Origin of the sequence: Nonomuraea sp. B12E4 (assembly GCF_039871825.1) — a bacterium.
Taxonomy (GTDB): domain Bacteria; phylum Actinomycetota; class Actinomycetes; order Streptosporangiales; family Streptosporangiaceae; genus Nonomuraea.
The window spans coordinates 26,880-52,999 of the sequence record NZ_JBDPME010000027.1 but is presented as its reverse complement, the minus strand read 5'-3'; the positions used below and the strand labels follow the sequence as shown (position 1 = coordinate 52,999).

At 71.1% G+C, this 26,120-nt stretch carries 26 protein-coding genes; 9 read left to right on the top strand and 17 right to left on the bottom strand.

The features are described 5' to 3' along the window. Positions 1 to 24 precede the first annotated feature (24 nt). Positions 25 to 1,773 carry a hypothetical protein gene (locus tag ABGB18_RS39460; RefSeq protein WP_347700782.1) on the top strand — a complete coding sequence of 583 codons (1,749 nt, stop codon included), beginning with the start codon at positions 25 to 27 and terminating at the stop codon, positions 1,771 to 1,773. An 80-nt stretch (positions 1,774 to 1,853) separates the two neighbouring features. On the opposite strand, the gene tsaD is transcribed toward ABGB18_RS39460, so the two are convergent. The 12 genes from tsaD to ABGB18_RS39400 all read right to left on the bottom strand — a co-directional run bounded on the left by tsaD (position 1,854) and on the right by ABGB18_RS39400 (position 12,513). After that, positions 1,854 to 2,885 (bottom strand): tRNA (adenosine(37)-N6)-threonylcarbamoyltransferase complex transferase subunit TsaD, encoded by a 1,032-nt coding sequence (tsaD, locus tag ABGB18_RS39455; RefSeq protein ID WP_347700781.1) that lies wholly within the window; start codon positions 2,883 to 2,885, stop codon positions 1,854 to 1,856. After that, the gene (gene rimI / locus ABGB18_RS39450) at positions 2,878 to 3,309 is read right to left on the bottom strand and encodes a ribosomal protein S18-alanine N-acetyltransferase (RefSeq protein WP_347700780.1); all 432 of its coding nucleotides are present in this window, start codon (positions 3,307 to 3,309) and stop codon (positions 2,878 to 2,880) included. The genes tsaD and rimI overlap by 8 nt, the downstream gene beginning before the upstream one ends. 11 nt (positions 3,310 to 3,320) lie before the next feature. Beyond that, on the bottom strand, positions 3,321 to 3,968 hold the full coding sequence (gene tsaB / locus ABGB18_RS39445; protein WP_347700779.1) for a tRNA (adenosine(37)-N6)-threonylcarbamoyltransferase complex dimerization subunit type 1 TsaB: 648 nt from the start codon (positions 3,966 to 3,968) through the stop codon (positions 3,321 to 3,323). A 27-nt stretch (positions 3,969 to 3,995) separates the two neighbouring features. Beyond that, positions 3,996 to 4,925: an aminoglycoside phosphotransferase family protein gene (locus ABGB18_RS39440; protein ID WP_347700778.1), complete on the bottom strand. Its 930-nt coding sequence runs from the start codon at positions 4,923 to 4,925 to the stop codon at positions 3,996 to 3,998. 33 nt (positions 4,926 to 4,958) lie between these two features. Further along, positions 4,959 to 5,498, bottom strand: coding sequence for a class F sortase (locus ABGB18_RS39435; protein ID WP_347700777.1), 540 nt, complete (start codon positions 5,496 to 5,498; stop codon positions 4,959 to 4,961). 4 nt (positions 5,499 to 5,502) lie between these two features. After that, positions 5,503 to 6,174, bottom strand: coding sequence for a hypothetical protein (locus tag ABGB18_RS39430; RefSeq protein WP_347700776.1), 672 nt, complete (start codon positions 6,172 to 6,174; stop codon positions 5,503 to 5,505). 167 nt (positions 6,175 to 6,341) lie between these two features. Then, on the bottom strand, positions 6,342 to 6,800 hold the full coding sequence (gene tsaE / locus ABGB18_RS39425; RefSeq protein WP_347700775.1) for a tRNA (adenosine(37)-N6)-threonylcarbamoyltransferase complex ATPase subunit type 1 TsaE: 459 nt from the start codon (positions 6,798 to 6,800) through the stop codon (positions 6,342 to 6,344). Continuing rightward, positions 6,800 to 7,849, bottom strand: coding sequence for an alpha/beta hydrolase (locus ABGB18_RS39420; protein WP_347700774.1), 1,050 nt, complete (start codon positions 7,847 to 7,849; stop codon positions 6,800 to 6,802). Before ABGB18_RS39420 ends, tsaE begins: the two co-directional genes overlap by 1 nt. 75 nt (positions 7,850 to 7,924) lie before the next feature. Next, the gene (gene alr, locus ABGB18_RS39415; RefSeq protein WP_347700839.1) at positions 7,925 to 9,073 is read right to left on the bottom strand and encodes an alanine racemase; all 1,149 of its coding nucleotides are present in this window, start codon (positions 9,071 to 9,073) and stop codon (positions 7,925 to 7,927) included. A 203-nt stretch (positions 9,074 to 9,276) separates the two neighbouring features. Next, positions 9,277 to 10,728 carry an NAD(P)H-hydrate dehydratase gene (locus ABGB18_RS39410; protein WP_347700773.1) on the bottom strand — a complete coding sequence of 484 codons (1,452 nt, stop codon included), beginning with the start codon at positions 10,726 to 10,728 and terminating at the stop codon, positions 9,277 to 9,279. A gap of 9 nt (positions 10,729 to 10,737) precedes the next feature. Next, positions 10,738 to 11,088, bottom strand: coding sequence for a holo-ACP synthase (locus tag ABGB18_RS39405; protein WP_347700772.1), 351 nt, complete (start codon positions 11,086 to 11,088; stop codon positions 10,738 to 10,740). Between the two features lie 15 nt (positions 11,089 to 11,103). Further along, entirely contained in the window at positions 11,104 to 12,513 is a 1,410-nt protein-coding gene (locus ABGB18_RS39400) for an alkaline phosphatase PhoX (RefSeq protein WP_347700771.1), read from the bottom strand. A gap of 117 nt (positions 12,514 to 12,630) precedes the next feature. Here ABGB18_RS39400 and coaA point away from each other — a divergent pair, with 117 nt between their 5' ends. From coaA to ABGB18_RS39375, 5 genes are all read left to right on the top strand, one after another. After that, entirely contained in the window at positions 12,631 to 13,584 is a 954-nt protein-coding gene (gene coaA / locus ABGB18_RS39395) for a type I pantothenate kinase (protein ID WP_347700770.1), read from the top strand. Positions 13,585 to 13,852: 268 nt separating this feature from the next. Next, entirely contained in the window at positions 13,853 to 14,761 is a 909-nt protein-coding gene (locus ABGB18_RS39390) for an ABC transporter ATP-binding protein (protein WP_347700769.1), read from the top strand. Continuing rightward, entirely contained in the window at positions 14,754 to 15,614 is an 861-nt protein-coding gene (locus ABGB18_RS39385; protein WP_347700768.1) for an ABC transporter permease, read from the top strand. Before ABGB18_RS39390 ends, ABGB18_RS39385 begins: the two co-directional genes overlap by 8 nt. Further along, on the top strand, positions 15,611 to 16,525 hold the full coding sequence (locus ABGB18_RS39380) for an ABC transporter ATP-binding protein (RefSeq protein ID WP_347700767.1): 915 nt from the start codon (positions 15,611 to 15,613) through the stop codon (positions 16,523 to 16,525). The genes ABGB18_RS39385 and ABGB18_RS39380 overlap by 4 nt, the downstream gene beginning before the upstream one ends. Positions 16,526 to 16,604: 79 nt before the next feature. Continuing rightward, positions 16,605 to 17,321 (top strand): ABC transporter permease subunit, encoded by a 717-nt coding sequence (locus ABGB18_RS39375; RefSeq protein ID WP_347700766.1) that lies wholly within the window; start codon positions 16,605 to 16,607, stop codon positions 17,319 to 17,321. Positions 17,322 to 17,667: 346 nt separating this feature from the next. On the opposite strand, the gene glmM is transcribed toward ABGB18_RS39375, so the two are convergent. Genes glmM through rplM form a run of 3 tightly spaced genes read right to left on the bottom strand, consistent with a single transcriptional unit; the run spans position 17,668 to position 20,013 of the window. Continuing rightward, positions 17,668 to 19,017 carry a phosphoglucosamine mutase gene (glmM, locus tag ABGB18_RS39370; RefSeq protein ID WP_347700765.1) on the bottom strand — a complete coding sequence of 450 codons (1,350 nt, stop codon included), beginning with the start codon at positions 19,015 to 19,017 and terminating at the stop codon, positions 17,668 to 17,670. 1 nt (position 19,018) lies between these two features. Continuing rightward, entirely contained in the window at positions 19,019 to 19,543 is a 525-nt protein-coding gene (gene rpsI, locus ABGB18_RS39365) for a 30S ribosomal protein S9 (protein WP_347700764.1), read from the bottom strand. 26 nt (positions 19,544 to 19,569) lie between these two features. Next, a complete protein-coding gene (gene rplM / locus ABGB18_RS39360; RefSeq protein ID WP_347700763.1) occupies positions 19,570 to 20,013 on the bottom strand; it encodes a 50S ribosomal protein L13 in 444 nt (147 codons plus the stop codon). Between the two features lie 368 nt (positions 20,014 to 20,381). Here rplM and ABGB18_RS39355 point away from each other — a divergent pair, with 368 nt between their 5' ends. From ABGB18_RS39355 to ABGB18_RS39345, 3 genes are all read left to right on the top strand, one after another. After that, on the top strand, positions 20,382 to 21,077 hold the full coding sequence (locus tag ABGB18_RS39355; RefSeq protein ID WP_347700762.1) for a CAP domain-containing protein: 696 nt from the start codon (positions 20,382 to 20,384) through the stop codon (positions 21,075 to 21,077). A 23-nt stretch (positions 21,078 to 21,100) separates the two neighbouring features. Further along, complete coding sequence (locus ABGB18_RS39350; RefSeq protein ID WP_347700761.1) at positions 21,101 to 22,411, top strand: hypothetical protein; 1,311 nt, start codon at positions 21,101 to 21,103, stop codon at positions 22,409 to 22,411. Positions 22,412 to 22,517: 106 nt separating this feature from the next. Beyond that, positions 22,518 to 24,536, top strand: a complete 2,019-nt coding sequence (locus ABGB18_RS39345; protein ID WP_347700760.1) for a hypothetical protein — start codon at positions 22,518 to 22,520, stop codon at positions 24,534 to 24,536. Positions 24,537 to 24,559: 23 nt separating this feature from the next. Here ABGB18_RS39345 and truA read toward each other — a convergent pair whose 3' ends face one another. Beyond that, positions 24,560 to 25,411, bottom strand: a complete 852-nt coding sequence (gene truA, locus ABGB18_RS39340; protein WP_347700759.1) for a tRNA pseudouridine(38-40) synthase TruA — start codon at positions 25,409 to 25,411, stop codon at positions 24,560 to 24,562. Positions 25,412 to 25,481: 70 nt separating this feature from the next. Continuing rightward, entirely contained in the window at positions 25,482 to 26,039 is a 558-nt protein-coding gene (gene rplQ / locus ABGB18_RS39335) for a 50S ribosomal protein L17 (RefSeq protein WP_347700758.1), read from the bottom strand. Positions 26,040 to 26,120: the final 81 nt, after the last annotated feature.

Below are 26,120 nucleotides of genomic sequence, written 5' to 3'. Positions count from 1 at the left end.
GCCGTCTCCGAGAGAATGCGAGACTTGCTCAACCGCGCCGCCCAGGACCACGTTTACGAGCAGCGCACCCAGGGGGCCGTGCTCGACGAGATCCGCCAGCGGCTCGAAGGCATGGAGTGGCTGCTGCGCGAGGTGCGCGAACGCGAACTGGGCGGGCTCAGCGGCACCCTGGAGGCGGTCAGCGGCAGGCTGGACGACATCACCGCCAAGCCGCCGATGTGGGCCGAGGGGCTGGCCCAGCACGTTGAGGCCGTGCGCGACCATGTGGACGCCGTAGGCGACCGGGTGAGCCAGGTGGACGCGCACATGGCTCCGGTCGCCGAGTTGCCGAGTCTCTCGGCCGACCTCGGCACCGTGGGCGACAACGTGGACGAGGCACTCAAACGGCTACAGTCAGTGCTCGACACCACTGATGGCATCACTAAGGGAATGTCCGACTTCGCCGCCCAGTTGGCCAGCCTCAATTCCAGCATGGAGGCGGCCGCCAGCCGGTTCACCAGGCTCGACAAGTCCATGTCCGAGCTAGCCGGGCGCACCGACCGGGTCGAGATCGTGGTCAGCGACCTGTCGGAGGGCATCGGCGACCGGCTCGCGGGCACCACCGAGCAACTGACCGCCAGGGTGCAGGCCGGCGAGGAGCGGCTCACCGCCCGCCTGGACCAGACCGGCCAGCGCCTGTCCGCCCGCCTCGACGACACCGACCAGCGCCTCTCGACCAGGCTCGACGAGACCGACCAGCGGCTGGCCACGAGCCTGGTCGAGGCGGACGAGCGGCTCGTCACCCGGCTCAGGGAGGCCGACGAGCAGCTCACCACCCGCCTGACCGAGACCGAGCAGCGCCTCGCGGCCCGCCTCGACGAGACCGACCGCCACCTCGCCGTCCAGGTCGGCGAGAGCGAGCAGCGCCTCGCTGCCCGGCTCAGCAGCGTGGACGCCCGGCTCGACCGGGCCGAGGGCCGGCTCACGGGCCTCGACACCAGGCTCACCGGCTTCGACAGCCGCCTGGAGTCCGCCGACGAGTGCCTGGCCGACATCGACACCAGGCTCGACGGCATCGACGGCCGGGTGGGCGGCGTGGACAAGCGGCTCACGTCCATGGACAGCCAGCTCAGCGGGTTCACCAAGCGGCTGAGCACCGTGGACGGCCACCTGGGCCGGCACGACGACCGCTTCGACGCCCTCGACGTACGCATCGACGCCCGCTTCACCTCGCTGGACGAGCGCATGGCCGGCACCGAGCAGCGCGTCGGCGAGAGCGCCACCCGCAGCGAGGGCCGCTTCAACAAGCTCGACAATCAGATCGACGCCATCGACGAGCGACTGGTCGAGACCGAGGAGCACCTGATCGGCCGCCTCGACGCGGTGGAGGGCCAGTTCGGCACCTTCGACAGCCGCTTCAACGGCCTCGACACCCACCTCAACGGCCTGGCCGCCCGCGCCCAGCAGGCCGGCGAGCACCTGGAGTCGGTGGACGACCGCATCGAGGCCGTCAATCAGCGGGTGGGGCAGCTCCCCACCATCCTGGCCATCCCCGAGCGGGTCGGCGAGCTGATCCGCTCACAGGCCGGCGAGCAGGCCGACCGCCTGACCGCCGCCGCGGACACCCTCGCCGAGCTCGTACACACCCGGCCCGACCGCGACCAGCTCACCGAGACGGTCACCGGCATCGTCCAGCCCGCCACCGACGACCTGACCAGGCGCCTCAGCGCCCTGGAGGAGACCATGCTGGCCCTGGCGGAGGCGCTGCTACGCCCGATCAGGGCCAAGGACTGAGCGGGCGCCAGAGGGCGTCCCAGGCCCGCGGGCTCACGACGTGGGCCACCTGACCCCTGCCCCAGCAGGCGGGGCCGGGGTCAGACGTGGATCGTGGTGATCGGCAACGAGGAGTCGGCGGGGATCTCCAGGCTGGAGGGAGTGATGCCGGCCGACACCAGATCGGCGCCCAGGGCGGCGACCATCGCGCCGTTGTCGGTGCACAGCCCGGGCCGGGGCACCCGCAGCCGTACGCCGGCCGCGTCGCACCGCTCCTGAGCCAGCGCCCGCAGCCGGGAGTTGGCCGCCACGCCGCCGCCGATCAGCAGGTCGTGCACGTCGTAGCGCTTGCACGCCTGCAGCGCCTTGCGGGTCAGCACGTCGACCACTGCCTCCTGGAAGGAGGCGGCCACGTCGGGCACGTGGATCGACTCGCCGGCGCCCTCCCGGGCCTCGACCCAGCGGGCCACGGCCGTCTTGAGCCCGGAGAAGGAGAAGTCGAGCGTGCCGTCGTCGATCTTGCCCCGGGGGAACGTGACGGCCGTGCCGGAGCCGTCGCGGGCGGCCCGGTCGATGTGCGGCCCGCCCGGGAACGGCAGGCCGAGCACCCGCGCCACCTTGTCGAACGCCTCGCCGGCCGCGTCGTCCACGGTGGACCCGAGCGAGATCACGTCCGCGGCCACGTCGGGCACCAGCAACAGCGACGAGTGGCCGCCGGACACCAGCAGGGCGATGCACGGCTTGGGCAGCGGCCCGTGCTCCAACTGGTCGACGGCGACGTGGGCGGCCAGGTGGTTGACGCCGTAAAGAGGCAGCCCGAGGCCGAGCGCGTAGGACTTGGCGGCGGCCACACCCACCAGCAGCGCCCCGGCCAGCCCCGGCCCCGCGGTGACGGCGATGGCGTCGATGTCGGAGAGCTTCAGCCCGGCCGCGGCCAGCGCGGCCTCCACGGTCGGCGTCATGGCCTCCAGATGGGCGCGTGAGGCCACCTCGGGCACCACGCCGCCGTACCGGGCGTGCTCGTCCATGCTGGAGGCGATCGTGTTGGCCAGCAGGGTGTGGCCCCTGACGATGCCGATGCCGGTCTCGTCGCAGGACGTCTCGATCCCCAGGACCAGGGGTTCGTCAGTCATCGAGCTTCCTTCTCATCATGATCGCGTCGGTGCCGTCGTCGTAGTAGCGGCGGCGGGTGCCGATGTCCTCGAACCCGAAATGGCGGTAGACGGCCTGCGCCCGCGGGTTGTCGGCACGCACTTCCAGGAAGATCTCAAGCGCTCCCCTGCGGCGCGCCTCGGCCAGCAACTCGGTCAGCATCGCGCCACCGATGCCGGTGCCCTGGTGCTTGTCCAGGACCGCGATGGTCTGCACGTCGGCCTGGTCGGCGGCGGCGGCGAGCCCGGCGTACGCGACGATCTCCTCATTCACCAGGACCACCACGTAATGCCGGGTGCGGGGCATCTCGGCCAGCTCGCCGCGCATCATGCCCTCGCTCCAGGCGTCGAGCGGGAACGTGGCCCGCTCGATCGCCATGACGGCCGGCAGGTCTCCCATGGTCATCGGCCGGAGCTTCACGCCGTCACCCGCTTGGGCGCGCCCGGCACCACGGCGTCGGGCCTGCGCAGGTAGATCGGGCGCGGCGGGTCGAGCGGCGTGCCCTCGGCCAGGCGCTCGGCCGCCAGGGCGGCCAGGGAGCCCGCGAACGGGTAGAGCGGAGCGTCACCCTGATGTCCGAGGATTTCCGGATAGAGGGCGGCTCCGGCTCCCACGACCGGCATCCCCTGCACCGGCACCTCGGCCGGCCGGTCCACGAACGGCCCGGCGAGCCGGGTGCGCATGTCGGCGTATCGCGCCCAGAACACCTCTTTGCGCCGCGCGTCGGTCGCCACCAGGAACGGCTCTCCGAGCCCGCTGCCGTAGGCGACCGCGTCGAGCGTGCACACGCCGTAGGCGGGCACGCCCAGCGTGGTGGAAAGGCCCTGCGCGGTCATCAGCCCGACCCGCAGCCCGGTGTAGGGACCGGGGCCGCTGCCCGCCACGATGGCGGTCACGTCGCGCAGCGCCGCGCCCGACTCTCTCAGCACGGTCTCGATGGTGGGCACGAGCAGCTCGCCGTGTCGCCGGGCGTCGATCGTCGTCGACTCGGCGAGCACGCGCCCGCCGTCGTGAAGAGCAGCGGTGACGGCGGGCGTCGCGGTATCAAAGGCCAGGACCAGCACGACTGTTTAGCCTACCCGCCGAGAAGGTCACGCCCAGCCGGTACGGTGTTTCAGCCACTCCAGCGCCACCGCGCCCTGGGCCCGCTGGAAGGCCCGCACCGTGGGCAGGCCCGGCGGATCCGGCTGCCGCCCGCCCCAGATGAAGAACCCGGCGAGCCCGGCGAGAAACGCGGTCACCGCCGGATCGGGGTCGGTGAACACCTCCTGCGGGCGCGGCCCGCCCTGCATCCCGACCGACGGCAGCATGCCCACCAGATCGACCCAGGGCGCCCCGACGCAGGCCCACGGCCAGTCCACGAGATAGACCCGGTCGCCGGCCAGCAGGATGTTGTCGGCCCGCAGGTCGCCGTGGACGAGGGTGTCGCCCGCCGCCCCCTCGGCCCAGCCGGACTCCAGCTCGGCCAGCGCGCCGAGGTGCCGCGCCGCCCACGGGTCCAGCCCGTCGGGGCGCTCCTTCAGCAGCTCGCGCCAGCCGCGGAAGGACAGGTCGAGGGCGTCGCCGATGGCCGGCACGTCGATCGGCGAGGGGGTGAGCGTCGCCGACATCCGCTCGATGGCGGCCAGCACCAGGTCGAGCTGGTCACGCCGCCATGGCATCGCCGGGTGGGCGCCCTCGACGTCCTCGAAGACCAGCGCCACCCAGCCCGCCACCTCCAGCCCGGTCAGCAGCCGGGGGGCGGGCACCGACTCCGGCAGCGCCGCGGCGATCCTGAGCTCGTCGCGGTAGATGCGCACGCTGTCGGGGTTCGGCTCGGGGCCGACGGCCTTGACGAACGCGCGCCTGCCCCCCTCCGTGCGCACCCGGACGGCCGCGGCCGGGGAGAACCCACCCGGCTGGGTGCGGGCCTCGACGACGGCTCCGCCGAGGAACTCCGCCACCGCCTCGCGCACCAGGGGATGGACCTCCCGCCAGGGCACGCGCACCCCGGACGCCGGCGGGTTGGTGTCAACGCTCATGTCTCCATCGTCTCGCCGGGCACAAGCGGTTTTTCACGCCTTCGAGGCGTACACGATGATGTTGTCCAGGTATTCGCCTTGGGCATAGTCGAACTTGCCACCGCAGGTGACCAGCTTGAGTCCGTCCTCCAGGTAGACGCGCTCGCTCGGGAAGCTGTCCTTGTGCACCTGTTCGATCGAGTCCACCTTGAACCGCACGACCTTGCCGTCGCTGCGCTCGACCTTGACGGTCTCGCCCTTGCGTAACTGCCGGAGCTTGTAGAACACGGCGGGGGCGGTCTTGGTGTCGACGTGACCGATGATCACCGAGGCGCCCTTCTCGCCGGGCACGGCACTGCCGGAGTACCAGCCGGCGACCTTCGGCTTCTCGTACGGGGGCAGCTCGACCTCGCCGTTCTTGGCCAGGCCGAGCTTCATCAGCGGGGCGTCCACGTCGATCGAGGGGATGTCGATGCTCTCGGGCACGATGTCGGCGACCGGGGTGGTGTTGTCGCTCTGCATCCCCCGGCCGAACGCCACCAGCAGCAGCCCCGTCACGGCACCCGCGAGCACCACCCGTCCTGGGCGGGCCATGGGACTACGACCGGCGACGCTTGACGGCCACGCCGACGCCGACGGCCAGCCCCAGCCCGATGAGGGCCGCCGCGGGGCCGATCGGGACCGTGGAGCCCTCCTCGACGTCCTTGGCGTACGTGCCACCGCCGCCTGCCCGGGGCGCCCTGGTGGGCACTCGCGTGGGCTCGTCCTCGGACTCGGCCGCGACGACCCGGAGCGTGGCCCGGCCCATGTCGTTGGTGCCGTCGCACTTGACGTCGACCCGGTAGGAGTCGCGCCGGACCGTTCCTGAGACCCGCGCCTCGCCGCGCACCCAGGGGGAGCCGCCGCTCACGCCGGTCGGGGTCGGGCTGGCCCCCCGCTGCGGGGGAACCGGGTTGAGCGTGACGCCGTTGACGAACGCCCTGGAGGTGGCGGTGCCGGTGTGCGCGGGGCCGCCGGTCGGGACCGGGCAGTTGGCCAGGATCCACACGGTGGAGGTCTCACCCGCGGTGACGCGGTCGGGGTTGAGCTGGACCTGGATGGTCGGCCTGGTGGTGTTGGTCCGAGGACTGGCCGTGCTCGTCGGTGCGTTTGTGGAGGTGGCGGTCGAGGAGGGGCTGGGTGTCGGCTCCGACTCCGCCGAGGCCGTGCAGCCGGTCAAGCCGACCATGACGATGGCTCCCGCGTACGCGACTCGCCTGACCTTGAGCACCGGCCGCACCCCACTTTGCCGTCTTGCACCAAGCATCCACCGAAAATGTGGACGTCGCCCCTCCTGATACCCAGAAATTCTGGGCGAATCCCATGCCAACGATCATGATTCAGCCGGTCGGCCTGGTGCGTCAAGGGTGCCAGCTCTAACGGAAAATGGCTGAGATTTTAACCTTCTGGCGGTTCAGACGGCGTGTCGGCCCACCGCGCGCCCACGCCGCGCAGCGTCACGAGGCGGGCCTCGTCGCCGGCCTCGCGATCGATGTGGATCTCCAGCCGGTCTTCGGACAGCCCCTCGACCAGCCCCTCGCCCCACTCCACGACGGTGACGGACTCCTCCAGCGAGGCGTCCAGGTCGAGGTCGTCCACCTCCAGGTCGCCGCCCAGACGGTAGGCGTCCACGTGCACGAGCGGCGGGCCCTGGCACAGCGACGGGTGCACCCGGGCGATCACGAAGGTGGGCGAGGTGATCGGGCCGCGTACTTTGAGCCCTTCGGCCAGGCCCTGCACGAGCGTGGTCTTGCCGGCGCCGAGCGAGCCGGACAGGACGAGCAGGTCCCCGGGGCGCAGCCGGGCGGCCAGGCGGGCACCAAAGGCGCGGGTGTCCTCGGCGGTCGCGAGCCTCACTACACCTCCACCCGCTTGACCAGGTCGCGCAGCGCGTCGTTGACCACGCCGGGACGCTCGAGCTGGATCAGGTGCGAGGTGTCGGGCACCTCGGTGAGCTGGGCGTTGGGCAGCGCCGAGGCGATCGCCCTGCTGTGGTCGGGCGGGGTCAGCCAGTCGCGCTCGCCCACCAGGATCGCGGTGGGCACGGGGTCGAGCACGTGCAGCGCGGAGAGCTTGTCGTGGTTCATCAGCGCCGGGTAGAAGTCGGCGAACACCTCGGTCGGCGTCGCCCTGATCATCGACTCGGCGAAGTCGACCACGGTCGGGCTGACGTTCTTGGAGTCGCCGAAGCCCATGTAGCGGGTGATCAGGAAGGCGATGTCGCTGCCCACGCTGCGGGTCCTGTCGACCAGCGCGCCGCGCTTGCCGAGCATCGACACCGTGACCGGGGCGACCTTGTGCACGGCCTTGGACACCATCGCGGGCAGGCCCAGCGTCAGCTCGGCCAGCTTGCCCGCCGAGGTCGCGATCAGCGCCACCGCGCGGATCCGCTCGCCGAACAGCTCAGGATAGCGGTCGGCCAGCGCCATGATCGTCATGCCGCCCATGGAGTGGCCGATCAGCACGCACGGGCCGGGCACGAACTTCTCGATCACCTCGGCCAGGTCGTCGCCCAGCCGGTCGATCGTGCTCTCGTCGGCGCTCGCGCGCTCCGAGCGCCCGTGCGAGCGCTGGTCCCACAGCACGACGCGGTAGTTTTCGCGCAGGTCCTTGCGCTGGTAGTGCCAGGACTCCAGGTTGAGACAGTAGCCATGACAGAAGACGACGGTGACAGGCGCGTCCTCGGGGCCGTCGATCTCCAGGTGCAACGCCTTGCCATCGGAGGTGACGAGCGTGCGCTCCCTGCCCCGCAACTCACCGAACGGCTCGCTCGCCTCGGTGTCGAGGCGCAGCCGGATCCGGCCTACCGCGTAGCGCTTGGCCAGTGCCGCCGCCGCGACACCGGCGGAAGCCGCACCGACGAGCGCGCCGGCGATTCCTACCCTGCGCCGTGTTGTCGTCGTCATCTCCCCGATCCTTCTCCGCTCATTACCGCCGCGAAGTGCTCTTCGTCACTCGGAGTCCCTTTCACGTGAGGCTTATCACGTGGGGCTCGTGCACCTGGGACTCCTCCGCTCGTAGACTCGCGGCACGCGCGAGCCGATCCTCGTCACGATCTCATGCGTGATCGTGCCGAGGGTATCCGCCCACTCCTGAGCGGTCGGTTCGCCCCCGTCACCAGGCCCGAACAGCACCACCTCATCGCCCGCCGACAGCGGGTCGTCACCCATGTCGATCATGAACTGGTCCATGCACACCCGGCCGGCGATCGTCCGGCGCCGCCCGCCCGCCAGCACCTGGGCCCGGCCGGTCGCGTGCCGGAGGATGCCGTCGGCGTAGCCGAGCGGGACGAGCCCGAGCGTGGTCTCGCGAGCGGTGGTGTAGAGGTGGGCGTAGGAGACCCCCGCGCCCCCGGGCACCCGCTTGACCAGGCCCGCCTGGGCCACCAGCGTCATCGCCTGCCTGAGGTTGAAGTCGCCCAGCTCGGGGATGGGGCTCAGGCCGTACATCGCGATGCCGGGCCTGACCAGGTCGTAGCGGGCGTCGGGCAGCGTCATGATGGCGGCGGAGTTGGACATGTGCCTGATCACGTGGGAGCCCGCGGCGCCCACCTGCTCGGCCAGCTTCAGCGCCGCCTCGAACTCCTCGATCTGCCGCACGATCGACGGATGGCCCGGGATGTCGGCGCAGGCGAAGTGGGACCAGAGGCCGACGATCTCGACGACGCCCTCGGCCCGCAGCTTCAGCGCCGCGCTCAGCAACTCCGGCCAGCCGGCCAGCGGGCACCCGCCCCGGCTCATCCCGGTGTCGGCCTCCAGATGCAGCTTCGCGGTGATCCCCGTGCGCCGAACCGCGGCGGCGATCTCGCCGAGCAGGCCCACGCCGGAGGACGACAGCTCGACATCCGCCCGGAGCGCCTCGTCGAGCGGCTCTTCGGGGGTGACCAGCCAGGACAGGATCGGCGCGGTCACGCCGCCGGCCCGCAGCGCGAGCGCCTCCCTGACGAACGCGGTGCCCAGCCGGCTCGCGCCCCCCTCCAGCACCGCCTCGGCCGAGGGCACCAGCCCGTGCCCGTAGGCGTCGGCCTTGACAGCCCCCATCAGCTCCGCACCGCGGGCCCGCTCCTTGAGCATGGCCACGTTGAACCTGATCGCGTCCAGGTCGATGCGGGCCTGCGCCGGGGTCGCCATCGGGGAGTACATCCTTCTAGTGTGGCAGCTCAGAGCTGTGGTCGAGCATGATTCTCACCGCTCGCCCCCAGGTCGGCGATTACTTTCCACCCTCGGGGGCGCCACGGGGGCCGGCCGTCCGGCCGCTGGAAGCCCGGCTGTCCGGCCGCGAGGCGATCCGGCCGTCGGGCGGGTTCAAGGCCGGGTTCGGACCTGGGCGGAGGTCAGCCGCTCTCACCGCTCACCGTGCGGATGGCCGCGGGTACGGCGGCGGCCACGTCGGCGGCCGCCAGCGGGGCGCCGTCGGCGGCGAGCCGGCCGGCGAGCCCGTGCACGTAGGCCCCGCACGAGGCGGCGTCGTAGCAGCTCAGCCCCTGGGCGAGCAGGGCCCCCGCCACGCCCGACAACACGTCCCCGGTGCCCCCGGTGGCCAGCCAGGACGTCCCGGTGGTGTTGACCCGCACCGGCCTGGCATCCTCGGCCACCACCGTGGTCGAACCCTTGAGCAGCACGGTAACACCCAGCTCGGCCGCCGCCCGGCGGGCATGCTCCAGCCGGGCGGCCTCGATGTCGTCGCGGTCGGCCCTGATCAGCCGGGCCAGCTCCCCTGCGTGCGGCGTGATCAGCACCGGCGCGCTCCGCCGCAGCAGCGCCCGGTCCCCGGCCACCAGGGTCAGCCCGTCGGCGTCGATCAGCACGGGCACGTCCGAGGCGAGCACCCTGGCCGCCAGCTCGTGCGACCAGTCGCCGGTGCCGAGCCCCGGCCCGAGCACCCACGCCTGCACCCGGCCGACCCCGTCGAGCGAGGGCTCGTCCAGCTCGGTGATCACCGCCTCCGGCCAGCGCGCCCGCACTTGCGCCACCGGCGCGGCCGGCCCGGCGTAGCGCACCAGGCCCGCCCCGGCCCGCAACGCGCCGCCCACGGCCAGCACGGCGGCGCCGGTGAACTCGTCACTTCCGGCCGCCACCCCCAGCACCCCGCGGCGATACTTGTCCGACTCGCCACCCGGCCGCGGCAGCAGGTCGTCCACGTCGCCGCCGGTCAGCGCCGCCACGTCGGGATCCGGCAGGTGGACGCCCAGGCCGATGTCCACCAGCGTCAGCGTCCCGGTGTGGGCCGCCCCGGGATCGACCAGCAGGCCGGTCTTGTAGGCCCCCATGGTCACGGTCATCCGGGCGCGTACGGCCGCCCCCGGCACCCGGCCGGTGCTCGCCTCCACGCCGCTCGGGACGTCCACCGCGACGATCGGGCCGCGGGCCGCGTTAGCCGCCTGGACGACCGGCACGTACGGCTCCCGCAACGCCCCCGTCGCCCCGATGCCCACGAGCCCGTCCATGATCAGGTCGGCCCGCTCGATCTCCTCCTGGCCGACCACCCGCCCCCCGGCCTCGCGCAGTGCCCGCAGCCCGGCCTCGTGCGCCCTGGACCCCGCCAGCACCGCCCCCACCCAGGCGCCCCGCCTGGCCAGGCGCTCGCCCGCGTAGAGGGCGTCCCCGCCGTTGTCGCCGCTGCCCACGAGGAGCACGACGCGTTTGCCGTAGACCCTGCCGAGCAGGTCGGCGCAGGCGGCGGCGAGCCCCGCGGCCGCCCGTTGCATGAGCGTGCCCTCGGGCAGCCGCGCCATGAGCTCGTGTTCGGCGGCCCGGATCTGGTCGGCGGTGTAGGCGGTACGCATGATCCGAAGCTATCCCTCCGCGATCACGTAGGCCACGGCGACTCCCGCGTCGTGGCTGAGCGAGATGTGCCAGCGCTTGACGCCGAGCCCGTAGGCGACCTCGGCGGCCTTGCCCGTCACGCGCAGCTCGGGTTTGCCCAGGTCGTCGCAGCGCACCTCGGCCTCCAGGTGTCCCAGCCCCGGGGGCGCGCCGAGCGCCTTGGCCACGGCCTCCTTGGCGGCGAACCTGGCGGCCAGCGACCGCACCGGCAGGGGCTTCTCGATCTCGGTGAACAGCCGGTCACGGAGCTGCGGGGTGCGCTCCAGCGTCGCCTCGAAACGGGCGATGTCCACGACGTCCACGCCGATACCCAGGATCACAGCACCCAAGGGTACTCAGAACAGGCCACGCTCCCAGGGACCCCAGATCGCGAAGGAGGTGCCCTGCTTGGCCTGGATGTTGACGTAGAGCGTCCGGCCGCCGGGCCCGAACGTGGAGCCCGCGAACTCCGCGCCCGGGTCGCCGTCGATCGGCCGCAGCCGGCAGAAGTCGAAGATCCCGCCCGTCTTCGTGAGCCCGCGCAGATAGTTGTCGCCGTCGCCGTCCTCGCACAGCACCAGCGTGCCGCGCCTGCTGACCGTCACGTTGTCCGGCAGGTCGAGGGTCGAGGAGCCGGGCGACTCGTAGACGAGCCTGAGCCGGCCGCTGCCCGTCTCGTACGCCCACACCTGCCCCCGCCCCTGGCCGAACCCCGCGGGCAGCAGGTCGCCCGCCGCGGTGGCCCCGCCCTGGGTGGAGACGAAGTAGACCATGCCCTGGTGGTGGACCGCCCCCTCCAGCCGGGAGAAGACGGCCGCGCCCGCCTCACGGCCCTGCCTGCCCACGGCCTGGACGGCCTCGTCGTTGGCCGCCCCGCCGGTGAACGCCGGGTCGGGGTCGTCGATGTCCACCCAGGTGGTGGCGTACGTGGCGGCCGGTGGCTGGCCCACGGAGAGGTCCTTGCGCGGAGCGCCCTTGACGGCGAGCATCTGCAGCCTGCCGCCGTCGAGCAGCCGCCCCGCCTGGACCGGGTGCCGGGGCGGCAGGTAGCGGTAGCAGCCGGACGGGTAGCCGAAGTTGTCCTCGGTGAGGTAGAGGGCGCCCGCTGCGGGGTCGAACGCCGCCGCCTCGTGCGCGAACCGGCCCGCCGACCTGATCGGCCCGGCGTCGGCCGCGCGCCCGACGGGCACCTCGAAGAGGTAGCCGTGCCTCCTCTTGAGCTTGGAGTTGTCGCCGCCGGAGAAGTCGTCGCCCACGTCGGGGCCGTTGACCGTCTCCTCGCAGCTCACCCAGGCCCGCCACGGCATGGGGCCGCCCGAGCAGTTCATCATGGTGCCGGTCAGCGAGGGGGCGCTCTGGAGCACCTCCCCCTGGGCGGTGACGCGCAGGGTCGAGGTGCCGCCCCCGGCCATCGGGTCGTAGGCCCTGTCCTTGTCGCCGAACGCGCCGACCGGGCCGTTGATCTCGTGGTTGCGAATCAGGATGACGGTGCCGTCGGGCCCGGGGAAGGCCGCCATGCCGTCGTGTCCGCCCGGCACGGCGGAGCCGTCGCTGAACTCGTCGCCGGCGGCGCTGAACGAGCGGTAGTGGAATCCGTCCGGCAGGTGCAGCCGCACCTTCCCGTCCCGCAGGTCGCGTACGGGCCGCAGCGGCCCGTAGCCGCTCGACACCGGTTTGGCGCCTCCCCGCGAACCCGCGCACGCCACGCCGGCGAAGGGCCCGGCGATGCCCGCGGCCATGGCGGAGATGAAGCGACGACGGTCCACGAGATCTCCCCGCCCCGAACCCCCACAGCGACAGAAACGCATTCTTTCCCCGAACTGAGTCTCGGTAATCCCACGTCTTTATCCACAGGCTGTGGACTTCCACGGATCACCCCACCCATGATCGAGCGGACCAGGGATCGTTACGCTGCCAAGGTGAACAACGGCTACGTGGAACTGAGCAGGGAGCGGTGGAGCGAGCTCCGCAAGAACACGCCCTTGACTCTCACCGCAGACGAGCTGGAAGAGCTACGCGGCGTCGACGACCCCATCGATCTCACCGAAGTCACCGACATCTATCTTCCTCTGACCCGGCTGCTCAACCTGCACTTCACCGGGTCCAAACAACGCAGCAGCGTGCTGAGCGCGTTCCTCGGTCATCCCGGGGAGCGGGTCCCGTACATTCTGGGCATCGCGGGCAGCGTCGCGGTCGGGAAATCGACCACTGCCCGGTTGCTGCACACGCTGCTGGCCCGCTGGCCCGAGCATCCGCACGTGGAGCTGATCACCACCGACAGCTTCCTCTACCCCAACGCGGTGCTGGAGGCCAAGGGGATCATGCATCGCAAGGGCTTCCCGGAGAGCTATGACCGGCGGGCGCTGGTCAGGTTCGTGGCGGAGGTCAAGGCGGGCACACCGGAGGCGTACGCACCGGTCTACAGTCACCTTGAGTACGACATAGTTCCCGGCGCGACCCAAGCGGTGAAAAATCCGGATATCTTGATCATCGAAGGCCTCAACGTCCTCCAACCCGCCCCGCCCACCTCCCTCGCGGTCAACGACTACTTCGACTTCTCCATCTACGTCGATGCCAAGGTCGAGGACATCCGCACCTGGTACGTCGACCGCTTCCACAAACTCCGCCGCACCGCCTTCGAGGACCCGAAGTCGTACTTCCGGCACATCGCGGAGCTCTCCTACGACGAGGCCACCGCCTTCGCGGTCAACGTCTGGCGCGACATCAACGAACGCAACCTGATCGAGAACATCGCCCCCACCAGAGGCCGTGCCGATCTCGTCCTGCAGAAGGACGCCGACCACTCCGTCCGTCGGGTACGGCTCCGCCGGACCTGAACGCCTCCTCGACCAGATAACGCCCCAACCTGCCCCCGCACTCCTGGTCGTCGATATCGGCGAACCAGCACTCCGCACCGTCGTCGTGACACCTGAACCGGATCATGCGAGGAACCCTCGCGTACCGGCGTCAACAACCCATCAATGTCCGATGGACGGCGACGGTGCGGGTCCCATGGAAACATGGCCAGAAGTAGGACGCGAGGAGGACATCGTTCATCCGTCTGAACGAGGCCAGGGCCATGGTGCGACGGGTAGGGTCCGGCACATGCACATCCTCGCCACCGAGGGGCTGACCAAACGATTCCCCACCGTCACCGCGGTCGACCAGCTCACGGTCACCGTGGGCGCCGGCGTCACCGGTCTGGTGGGGGCCAACGGCGCGGGCAAGTCGACGCTGATCAAGATCCTGCTCGGGCTGCTGCCGCCCACCGCCGGCACCGCCAAGGTGCTCGATCTTGACGTGACCGCGCAGGGGGCGGAGATCCGCAGGCTCGTCGGCTACATGCCCGAGCACGAGTGCCTCCCGCCCGACGTCTCCGCCACCGAGTTAGTCGTCCACCTCGCACAGATGTCCGGGCTGCCGCGTACGGCCGCCCGCGAACGCGCCGCCGACGTGCTGCGTCACGTCGGCCTGGCCGAAGAGCGCTACCGCGCCGTCGGCGGCTACTCCACGGGCATGAAACAGCGCGTCAAGCTGGCCCAGGCCCTGGTGCACGACCCCAAGCTGATCTTCCTCGACGAGCCCACCAACGGGCTCGACCCCCGTGGCCGCGACGAGATGCTGACGCTGATCAGGCGCATCGGCACCGAGTTCGGCATCAGCGTGCTGGTGACCTCCCACCTGCTGGGCGAGTTGGAGCGCATCTGCGACCACGTGATCGTCATCGACGCCGGGCGGCTGCTGCGCTCGTCCGCGATCGGCGAGTTCACCCAGGCCACGCAGACCGTCACGGTCGAGGTCGACGAGGGGCTGGAGCCGCTGGCCGCCCGCCTGGCCGAGTGCGGGCAGACCGTCTCGCGGCAGGGCCGCATGCTGGTGGTCAGGGTGGCGGGGCCGGAGACGTACGACGCGATCCGTGACGCCACGGTCGACCTGGACCTCTGCCTCATCCGCCTGGAGCAGGGCCGTCACCGCATCGAGGACGTCTTCCGGGAGGAGGTCGCGGGTGTCTGAGATCTACGACATCGGCTACCGGCACTACGACGGGCCCCGGCTCGGGCGCGGCTACGCCACGCGGGCGCTGGCCGTGCACAGCCTGCGCGGCGTCTTCGGCCTCGGCCGCACGGCACGCAGCAAGATCATGCCGTTCTCGCTGGCCACCATCATGCTCCTGCCGGCCGTCGTGTCCATCGCGCTGATGGCGCTGGCCCAGCAGCGCGGCATCCCCTACAGCGGGTTCGCCGTCGTCATGCAGGCCGTGGTGGCGATCTTCCTGGCCTCGCAGGCGCCCACCGTGGTCGCGCCCGACCTGCGCTACCGCGTGCTGCCTCTCTACCTGTCACGTCCCGTCGCCGTCGCCGAATACATCACCGCCAAGGTCACGGCGATGAGCGTGGCGCTGTTCCTGCTGGTGGGGGTGCCGCTGACGCTCATGTACGCCGGCGAGCTGCTGATCGACCTGCCCGGGCCGCCGCCGACCAAGGAATACCTCGGCTCCATGCTGATGACGCTGGTGCTGGCGCTGCTGCTGTCGGCGTTCGGGCTGGCCATCGCCTCGTTCACGCCGCGGCGCGGGCTCGGCGTGGCCTCCGTGATCGCGGTCTACCTGCTGTCCTCGGCGTCCGTGCCGGTGATCTACGGGACTCTCTACTCCGCGGGCAACGAGGACGCGGCCGCGTGGGCGTGGCTGGCCAACCCGTTCTGGCTGGTGGACTCCGTACAGTCGTGGTTGTTCGGCACGCCGCCGCACTCCATCGAGAGCGCCGCCTATCCCAGCGGCCCGGCCTCCCTGGCGATCCTGGTGCTGCTGATCGCCGCCGGCCTGCTCGCCCTCGCACTGCGCTACAGGAAGGCGGCCTCGCGGTGAAGATCGAGCTCGCGCAGGTGTCCCGCTGGTACGGCAACGTCGTGGCGGTCAACGACGTGACGATGACGATCGGGCCGGGCGTCACCGGGCTGCTCGGCCCGAACGGGGCGGGCAAGTCGACGCTGCTGCACATGATGGCCGGGTTCCTGGCCCCGTCGAGCGGCTCGGTCACGCTGGACGGCACTCGGGTCTGGAAAAATCACCATATTTACCGAAATATCGGCCTAGTTCCGGAACGGGAGGGCGTGTACGGCTTCCTGACCGGCTGGCAGTTCGTCCTGTCCGCCGCCCGGCTCCACGGCCTCCCCAACCCCATCGAAGCCGCCCAGAAGGCGCTGGCCACGGTCGAGATGGAGGAGCCGAAGGACCGCAAGGTCGAGACGTACTCCAAGGGCATGCGCCAGCGCGTCAAGGTGGCCGCCGCCCTCGTCCACGACCCGCCGGTGCTGCTGCTCGACGAGCCGTTCAACGGGATGGACCCGCGCCAGCGTCTGCACCTGATGGACCTGATCCGTGCGATGGGCACGGCGGGCAAGACGATCCTGTTCAGCTCCCACATCCTGGAGGAGGTCGAACGGGTCGCCCAGCACATCGAGGTCCTGGTGGCCGGGCGGCACGCGGCCTCGGGCAACTTCCGCGAGATCAGGCGCCTGATGACCGACAGGCCCCACCTTTTCCGGATCCGTTCCAGCGACGACAGGAAGCTCGCCGCCGCCCTCATCCGCGACGACTCGGCCGGCGGCATCACCCTGCGCCCCGACGGCCTGGAGGTCCAGGCCACCGAGTTCCTCCGCTTCACCAGGCTCCTGCCCAGGGTCGCCCGCGATGAGGGCGTACACCTGCACCAGGTCTCCCCGGCGGACGAGGACCTGGAGAGCGTCTTCTCCTACCTGATCACCCGGAGCACCTGATGACCCCCCAACCCGGCGCCACCACACCCCACCGCGGACCCAGAAGCATGACCACACCGCCGCACGGAGTAACAAGGCCATGAACACTGTCGTCGCCGGCATCACCTACCGCGCCCTGCTGGGCCGCAGGCGCATCATCCTGCTCCTGCTGCTCCCCATGGCGCTGATCGGCCTGGCCCTCCTGCTGCGCCTGTTCGGCGAGGGAGACCAGCGCTCGGCCATTCTCCTGATGCAGAACTTCGCCGTCGGCACCATGCTGCCCCTGCTCGGCCTCATCGCCGGCACGGGCGTCATCGCCCCCGAGATCGACGACGGCACCATCATCCACCTGATGTCCAAGCCGATCTCCCGCCCGGTGATCGCCCAGACGAAGTTCCTGGTGGCGGCCTCGCTGCTGGCCCTGTTCGCCGCCGTGCCGACCTATCTCTCGGCCTGGCTGCTGGTCCGCAACGAGGACGGCATAGCCCCCGGCTTCGCCCTGGGCGCCCTGGTGGCCGGCATCGCCTACGCCGCCGTCTTCCTCCTGCTGGGCGTCATCACCCGGCACGCGGTCACGATAGGCATCATCTACGCCCTGGTCTGGGAGTCCCTGGTGGGCAACCTGGTGCCGGGCGCCCGCAAGTTCTCGATCCAGCAGTGGGCCCAGTCGATCGCCGACCAGATCTCCGGCTCACCGTTCCTGAAGACCGACGTCAGCCTCGGCTTCGCCATCCCGGCCATCATCATCGTCACCCTGGGCGCCGTCCTCTGGACCGGCCACCGCCTCCGCTCGTTCTCCCTCACGGGCGACGAGTAGGGTCACCTGTAGTGTTGGAATCGTGCCTGCGCGCCTGACCGAGCTGCGGCTGACCGAGTTCAAGACGCCCGATACGCGGCGGGATCGCGGGCTGCCCGCCGCACGGCGGCGACGAGTTCAGGCTGGGCTGCACGGTCGCCAACCCGGATCGCGCGGGCACCGGCTGGGTCACCGTCGACTTCGACATCATCAGCAAGCTGGGCCTGGGTGACCTGTGCATCCTCGCCGAACGAGACCTCTACCGCAGCCGCGTGACAGGGGTCGAGGTGACCCTCTGGACCCTGGACGACCAGCTGAGATCCCATTCGTGAGGCATTGGGTACGGCACACGGCGTGCCGTACCCAATCAAGAAGCGCAGGCCGTGCGTACGACGTCGGCCAGGCGGCCCGCCACCTGGGTGGCGTGTTCTTCGGAGGCGGCCTCGACCATCACGCGGATCATCGGCTCCGTGCCGCTGGGCCGGATCAGGACGCGGCCCGTCTCGCCCAGCTCCGCCTCGGCCTCGACCACGGCGGCGACGAGCTCGGGGATGGCGGCCTTGGCCCGGTCAACGCCCTTGACGTTGATCAGGATCTGCGGCAGCGGCGTCATCACCGAGGCCAGCTCCCTGAGCGACACACCCGACTTGGCGACCACGCCCAGCAGGTGGAGCGAGGTGAGCAGGCCGTCGCCGGTCGTGGCGTGGTCGAGCATGATGACATGCCCCGACTGCTCCCCGCCCAGGTTGTAGCCGTCCGACTTCATGCGTTCCAGCACGTAACGGTCACCCACCGCGGTCTCCACCACGGTGATGCCCGCGTCGCGCATCGCCAGCTTGAAGCCCAGGTTGGACATCACGGTCGCGACCACGGTGTCCTTGGCCAGCGAACCCTCGCCGTGCATCGCGCCGGCCAGGACCGCCATGATGTGGTCGCCGTCGACGATCGCGCCGGTGTGGTCGATCGCCAGGCAGCGGTCGGCGTCACCGTCGTAGGCCACGCCCAGGTCCGCCCCGCGCGAGACGACCACCTGCTGGAGCTTGTCCAGGTGGGTGGAGCCGTGGCCGGAGTTGATGTTGAGGCCGTCGGGCCGGGCGCCGATGGCCTCGACCCTGGCTCCCGCGCGCACCAGCGCCTCCGGGGCGACCATGTGGGCGGCGCCGTGCGCGCAGTCGACCACGATCGACAGGCCGTCGAGCGGCGCGCTCACCGTGGTCAGCACGTGGGAGATGTAGCGGTCGGCCTCACCGTACGCGTCCCGCACCCGCCCCACGGCCGAGCCGACCGGAAAACTCCACTGCTCGCCCAGCCGACGCTCGATCTCGTCCTCGACCGCGTCGGACAGCTTGAAGCCGCCCCTGGCCAGGAACTTGATGCCGTTGTCCGGCGCCGGGTTGTGCGAGGCCGACAACATGACGCCGAGGTCGGCGCCGAGTGCGGCGGTGAGGTGGGCGACGGCCGGGGTGGGCAGCACGCCGAGGCGCAGCACATCCACTCCAGACGCCGCGAGGCCGGCGACCACGGCGGCCTCGAGAAACTCTCCCGAGGCGCGCGGATCCCGGCCTACGACGGCCACGGGCCTGCGTCCCGTGGCCGTGAACGCGCCTGCATCGCCGAGGACATGAGCCGCCGCGACCGCCAGGTCCATGGCGAGCTCGGCGGTGAGGTCGCGCCCGGCGACCCCACGCACCCCGTCGGTGCCGAAAAGGCGCGCCAATTTAGCGCTTGCTGTACTGCGGAGCCTTGCGGGCCTTCTTGAGGCCGTACTTCTTCCGCTCCGTGGCGCGGGCGTCACGGGTGAGGAAGCCGGCCTTCTTCAGCGGCGGGCGATTGACCTCGACGTCCAGGATCGCCAGGGCGCGCGACAGACCCATGCGCAGCGCACCGGCCTGGCCGGTCACGCCGCCGCCGTCGATACGCGCGATGACGTCGAACGCCTCCTCAGCGCCGAGCACCACGAAGGGCTCGTTGACGATCTGCTGGTGGACCTTGTTCGGGAAGTAGATGTCCAGCGAACGACCGTTGATCGTCCACTTGCCGCTGCCCGGGACGATGCGCACGCGGGCGATCGCCTCCTTGCGACGGCCGGTGCCGTACGAGTTGCCCGTGGTGACGGGCTTGCGCACGGGGGCGTCAGCGCTGGCGGTGGACTCGGTGGTGTACTCGGAAGGGAAGTCCTCGCCGGAGAGGTCCTCAACCTCGGCCGTCTCGACGACCGTCTCGACACCGGTGGGCTCAGCCACGGTTCTCCTCTAACTCTTTCGAACTACTACTGGGCGATCTGGGTGATCTGGAACGGCACCGGCTGCTGGGCCTGGTGCGGGTGCTCAGGACCCGCGTAGACCTTGAGCTTCCTGGCCATCTTCCGGCCGAGGGAGTTTTTCGGCAGCATGCCCTTGACGGCCTTCTCGACGGCCTTGTCCGGCCGCTTCTCCATGAGCTCGCCGTACGTGACGGAACGCAGACCGCCCGGGTAGCCCGAGTGGCGGTAGGCCTTCTTCTGCTCAAGCTTGTTACCGCTCAGCGCGATCTTGTCCGCGTTGATGACGATGACGAAGTCACCGGTGTCGACGTGGTTGGCGAAGATCGGCTTGTGCTTGCCGCGGAGCAGGATCGCGACGTGGCTGGCCAGCCGGCCCAGCACGACATCGGTCGCGTCGATGACGTACCACTGACGCTGGACGTCGGCGGGCTTCGGTGAGTACGTGCGCACGGTCGTAGCCTTCTTTATGCTCGCGTCTTCGGCGCTGTCGGATGCGACAGCAACATTGGTCGGTCGGTGCGGGCACACGACGGCCCGGACCTTCCGTCTCCGCACACGGGAGATGACGCCGGACGCGCCGCGCATCGGTCACACAGGACCTGTGCACACAACGAACCTAAGCTACCCGCCCACAGGCGCTCGGGTCAAAAGACCGGTAACCCTGCGCGATTCTACCCGACCTCAGAACGGTTCGGTTTCGTTTACCTGGAACCCCTTCTTCCCCAGGACCAGACATCCCTATCGTTGGTGGCGGTATGTGGCAGGACTCTCGCACCCGGCAAACCCAGCGGGGCGCTCGGCGCCGGAACCACCTGGGTGTGCTGGCCTGCCTCATGGCCGTGCTGTTCACGGGCGTCCTGATCGGCCGGCTGACCGGCGGTTCCGAGCCGACCCGCCACATCTACCTCAACGAGACCGCCCCGCCCGCGGCCGCCACCGCCGGCCCGGCGCCGACGGCGTCCAAGAAGGCCCAGCCGCAGGCCGAGCGGATCCCCCGGGAAGCCAGAAACCCGGCCCGGCGCGGCTCCACCACCCCCAAGGCCGCCAGGTCGCCCAAGGACCAGATCCCCGGCTACTACTCGCAGGACCCGCCCTCAATGGTGCTCGGCGAGGAGACCGGTCCCGTCCGGTTGATGGGCGGCATGGCGAGCAGGGTCGTCTCCCTGACGAACTCCGCCCGGGCCCGGCACGGCTGCGGGCCGCTCCGGGTGGACGACGAGCTCACCCGCTCGGCGCGTACTCACTCGCTGGAGATGGCCCGCAGCGGGCGGCTCATGCACAACTCCCCCAACGGCGCCTCGCCGTGGGACCGGATGGAACGGGCCGGATACCATTGGGGCGCCGCGGAGAACATCGGCGCCGGCTACACCTCGCCGGACGAGGCCGTTCGCGGCTGGCTCGACAGCCGCGACCACCGCAAGAACATCCTGGACTGCGGCCTGAAAGCCATCGGTGTCGGCGTCGCCTCCGGCCCGAACGGTCCATGGTGGACCCAGGACTTCGGAACTCAGTAGCGACATCACGGTAATGTCTCCGCATGGGTTTTCCCGAGGAACGTGAAAACGGCACGGGCGGCGCCCCCTATGGGATGGGGGGCCCGCCGCAGGGTGCCCCGTACGGGATGGGGAGCAACTTCCAGCCCCCTTCCGCCGGCGCTGGGAACCAGTTCCAGCCCCCTACCGGCGGCGCGGGCAACTTCCAGCCTCCCGCTGACAACGGCGCCGGCCACAACTTCCAGCCTTCGTCCAACGGCGCGGGCAACAACAACTTCCAGCCCGCCTCCAACGGCCCCGGCAACGACTTCCCGCCCGGCCCCAACGGCTCCGGCAACGTCTTCCAACCGGCCCCCAATGGCCCCGGCAGCGCCTTCCAGCCCGCCTCGGGCGGCATGGGCAACGCCTTCCAGCCCCAGCAGAACGGTCCGGGGGGAGCTTTCGGCGCCCCTCCCGGCGGGCCGGAAGGGCCTCCTCAGGAGGCGCCCCCGGAGAAAGGCCGCGGCCGCCGCTCGCGCAGGCAGCGCCCCGCCGAGGTCGCCGAGGCCGAGGGCGGCTCGGATGCCGGTGCCGGCGAGCCCGAGGACAAGGAGCAGTGGAGCCCGCAGAGCAAGTTCGGCTGGAGCCCTTACGACGAGGGCCCGCGCTCGCGTGCGCCGCTGTGGGCCGCGCTCGGTGGCATCTTGGTGCTGGGCCTGCTCGGCGGCGGCCTCGCGCTGATGTGGAACGCCGGGCCGACCTCCACCACGGCCGAGGTCGCCACTCCCCAGCGGACCTCCGCGCCGCTCCCGTCGGCTCCGCCCGGCAAGTACGGCTTCGCCGCCGAACGAGAGACCGACCCCGACGCGATCTCGGTCAAGGAGCTCTTCGGTTCGAAGAAGAAGCTCACCTTCTCGGGCCGCGGCTACGAGATGACGATCACCAAGCTGGACAAGAAGTGCGCCGACGCCGCCCTGGGCGACGACCTGAAGAAGGCGCTCAAGAGCGGCAAGTGCAACCAGCTCGTACGCGCCAGCTTCCGTGACAAGGCCGGCGAGGTGATCGGCACGGTCGGCGTGGCCAACCTCGACACCAGCAAAAACGCGACCAAGGTGGCCAAGAGCGGCGACACGAGCAACTACGTCAAGCCGCTGCCGGGTAAGGACAGCGTGACGAAGCAGCTCGGCTCGGGCAGCGGCGGCGCCAAGATCTGGACACACGGGCACTACGCGATTTTGGTGTGGTTCCAGCGGAAAGACGGCGCCAAGCCCGACTCCAAGGGCTCCAAGCGCATCTCCCAGGCCATCGAAGACATCATCAAGAACACCGTGTTCAAGGCCATGGACAACCGGTCGCTGACCGGCAGTCCGCTGTGAGCCAAACAGAGCTTTGAGCGCGTTATGCCGGCAAACGGGATGCCCGATCCATCTGGGTACGCCGATACCGACGTAACGATCTCGCTACTCTCGCTAGGCTCACACCATGCGTGGCCAGGAACCCGGGTCTGATCACGAGCGCAACGAAGCCGGCGGCTCGGCCGCACCAGCGACACCACCGCCGAGCTTCGGCCAGACCAGCGGGCGAGACATATCACCGGCGCCGGCTCTCCACGAGGAGGCCGCGGACGCCGAGGCGACTTTCGCCGTCCCCACCTTCCAGGGATCGCAACCGGGACTCGAGGACCCGGCCGGGACGCAACCCTGGGAGGTGCCGGCCGACGACGCCACCGCCTACGACTGGCTCACCGACCCCACCCAAAGCGACCCGGCCGGCCTCGCCCCCACTCCGGCCACCCTCCCCGATCGACACCCGCACCCCAGCCACTTCAGGCCGTCCCCCACCACTCCCTTCCACCCCCACCACCCGCACCCGGGCCCGCACCACCCGGGCCCCAACGCCACACAACCCGGCCCCGCGGCCCCCAACTCCCCGCAGCCCGACCACCCGGGCCCCGACGACGTCCCGCGTGCCGACGGTGAGGCGGCGATGCCGCCCTGGCCCGGGCAGCAGCAGCCCACCTGGCCCGCCAAGCCGGTGGTGCCTGGCGCGCCGCCCTGGGAGCCGCCCCCGGCCTTCACCGCCGCCGCCGCGGGCATGAAGGTGTGGCCCGCGCCCCTGACCGATCCGCACGCCATGCCGCCCTGGCCCGCCGCCACGGGCGAGTTGGTGGCCGAGCCAGACGAGCCGGACGACCAGGCCCCCGCCTTCGACCCCAACTCCACGAACCCCGAGGGCTTCACCCAACCGGCCCACTACTTCGACCCGGAAGCCGCCAAACGGGACGCCGCCCACCAGGACGCGGCCCACCACGACAACACCCGACCGGCAGCCTTCACCCAGGACCCCACCCCAAACACTCAGGAAAGCCGCCCAAACCCCACCCAAATCGGCAGCATGCCTCTGGCCGCCCCCGTCCCCGTACAGCACGAGGACACCCACCCCTTCACCCACGAGGACATCGCCAGACCGATCCCCCCAGACCCGGCCCAGCCCACGAAGCCGGCCCACTACTTCGACCCCGAAGTCGCAAAGCAGGACGCCCACCTCTTCAGCCCGCATCCCACCAACCCGTCCGCCCGCCCCGCCGAGCCCGGCGACGTACCGGTCTGGCCGCCCACCCCCCAAGGCACGGAGAAGCTCCCCGACCTCCCCTTCCCCCGGGAGACCTGGGGCCAGCGCCACACCACGTCCCTGGAGCTGCCATCGCCCGAAGCGGCGTACCCGGCTGGAGCGTTCAAACAGCCCCCGTTCCAGACCCCGCCCCCGCCGCCCCCGCCGGGCAGGAGCAAGCGGGCCCTGTTCGTCACGCTCGGCGCGCTGGCCCTGGCAGGCATGGCGACCGGCGGGTTCTTCGCCTACCGCGCCGTGAGCAACCCCGCCCCCACCACGGCCGCCGCCCGCCCCACCCCGTCCGCGCCGGCGCGCACCGAGGTGGCCACCTCCGCCCCGCCCGCCGACGTCACCGGCGCGTCCGTGCTCAACTCCGAGGCGACCGACCCGCAGAAGCTGTCGCTGTCGGAGGCGTTCCCGGAGAAGAAGGTGAGCGCGGCGGGCACGACGTTCACCAGGATCAAGACCGGCATGGAGACGACCTGCGACAAGGCCGCCACGGGCGCGTTCGCCGACGCGCTGCGGGAGCAGAAGTGCTCCCGCGTCCTGCGCGCCACCTACGTCGACAGCAAGCGCCGCTACGCCGTGACCACGGGCATCGCCGTACTGCCGACCAAGGCCGCGGCCACCACCGCCGACGCGGCGAAGGACCTGTCGCACAACGTCTGGTTCCGCCCCCTCCCCGGCGCCGACGGCTCGGGCGGCGAGCGCGTGCACATCGCCGGCGGCTACGCGGCGGGCCTGGTGTGGGGCCGCTACATCGTCTTCAGCTACGCCACCCACGCCGACGGCCACACCCCGGAGGCCAAGGAGAAGACGTTGCCGAAGGTCAGCGGCGCGTTCAGGGACCAGACCTCACTCGTCCTCGAACGCCGCGTCACCGGCGGCTGAGCAGGGCGTACAGGGACCCGCCGTCAGAGCGTACGGACCCGCCGCGTGTGATCGGCCCGCGCGGCGAGCTCCTCCGCAGGCGGATAGCCCACCTCCTCCAGGCACAACCCGTGCGCGGGCGCCACATGCACCCCCGAGTCACGCACACCCCGCACCAGCACCTCCCCCGGCCACTCCACGGGCCGGCGGCCGTCTCCGGCGGCCAGCAGCGACCCCACCAGCGCCCGCACCATCGAGTGGCAGAACGCGTCGGCCACGACGACGGCCACCAGCACCCCGTCGGGCTCCCGCGTCCACTCCAGCCGCTGCAGCTCCCTGATCGTGGTGGCCCCGTCCCGCTTCTTGCAGAACGCCGCGAAGTCGTGCTCGCCGAGCAGCCGGGAAGCCGCCGCGTTGAGCGCGCCGAGGTCCAGCGCCCGGTTGTGCCAGACCACCTCGCGCCGCCGCAGCGGGTCCACCCCGCCCACGACGTCGCTCACCCGGTACGCGTACCGCCGGAACATGGCCGAGAACCGCGCGTCAAAGCCCCCAGGAGCCACCGAGACCCGATGAACCCGGACATCGGGCGGCAGGACCCCGCCGAGCCTTCTCACGAGCGCAGAGAGCCTCTCATCGACGCCCAGCGGCCCCCGGTTCCCGTCCAGCTCCCCCAGCGCGTCGTCCGGCACGTCAACGTGGGCGACCTGACCCCGGGCGTGCACCCCCGCATCGGTACGCCCGGCCACGGTCAGCGTCGCCGGCTCGCCGAGGCGCAGGATCCTGCCGACCGCCTGCTCGATCTCCTCCTGGACCGTACGCCGCCCCGGCTGCCTGGCCCACCCCGAGAAGTCGGTCCCGTCGTACGCCAGGTCGAGGCGGAGCCGTACCACGATCATCCTCCTAGGTAACGAAACAGGCCCGAACCCCCGCGCGGGGGTCCGGGCCCGTGAAAGCCGGCCTGAAAGATCAGGCCTCGTCCTTCTTCGCCTCGGCGGCCGGCGCCTCGTCGGCGGCGGCTTCCGTGGACTCCTCAGCCTTGGCCTCCTCGGCCTCGGCCGCGGGAGCCTCGCTCTCCTCGACCTTGCCCTCTTCGACCTCGGTCTCCTCGGCGGCGGGCGCCGGGGCGGCGACCGGGGTCTCGACGCGGCGGGTGGAGACGGGGCTCAGCGGCTCGGTCACCAGCTCGATGACCGCCATGGGAGCGTTGTCACCCTTACGCGCACCGATCTTGGTGATGCGGGTGTAGCCACCGGGACGCTCGGCGAACGTCGCCGCGATCTCGGTGAACAGGTGGTGCACGACGCCCTTGTCCCGAACGACGGTCAGGACCTGGCGACGGTTGTGGATGTCGCCCTTCTTCGCCTTGGTGATCAGGCGCTCCGCCACCGGACGCAGGCGCTTGGCCTTCGCGACCGTCGTGCGGATCTTGCCGTGGCGGAACAGATCGGTGGCGAGGTTCGCCAGGATCAGCCGCTCGTGCGCCGGGCTGCCGCCAAGACGTGCACCCTTGGTGGGCTTGGGCATTTCAGCTCTCCTTGTGGATTAACCCGCCCCGGCCGTACCAGGTACCGGAGTCGGGCCGGCGCCGCGTTCGCGCGGCGCCGT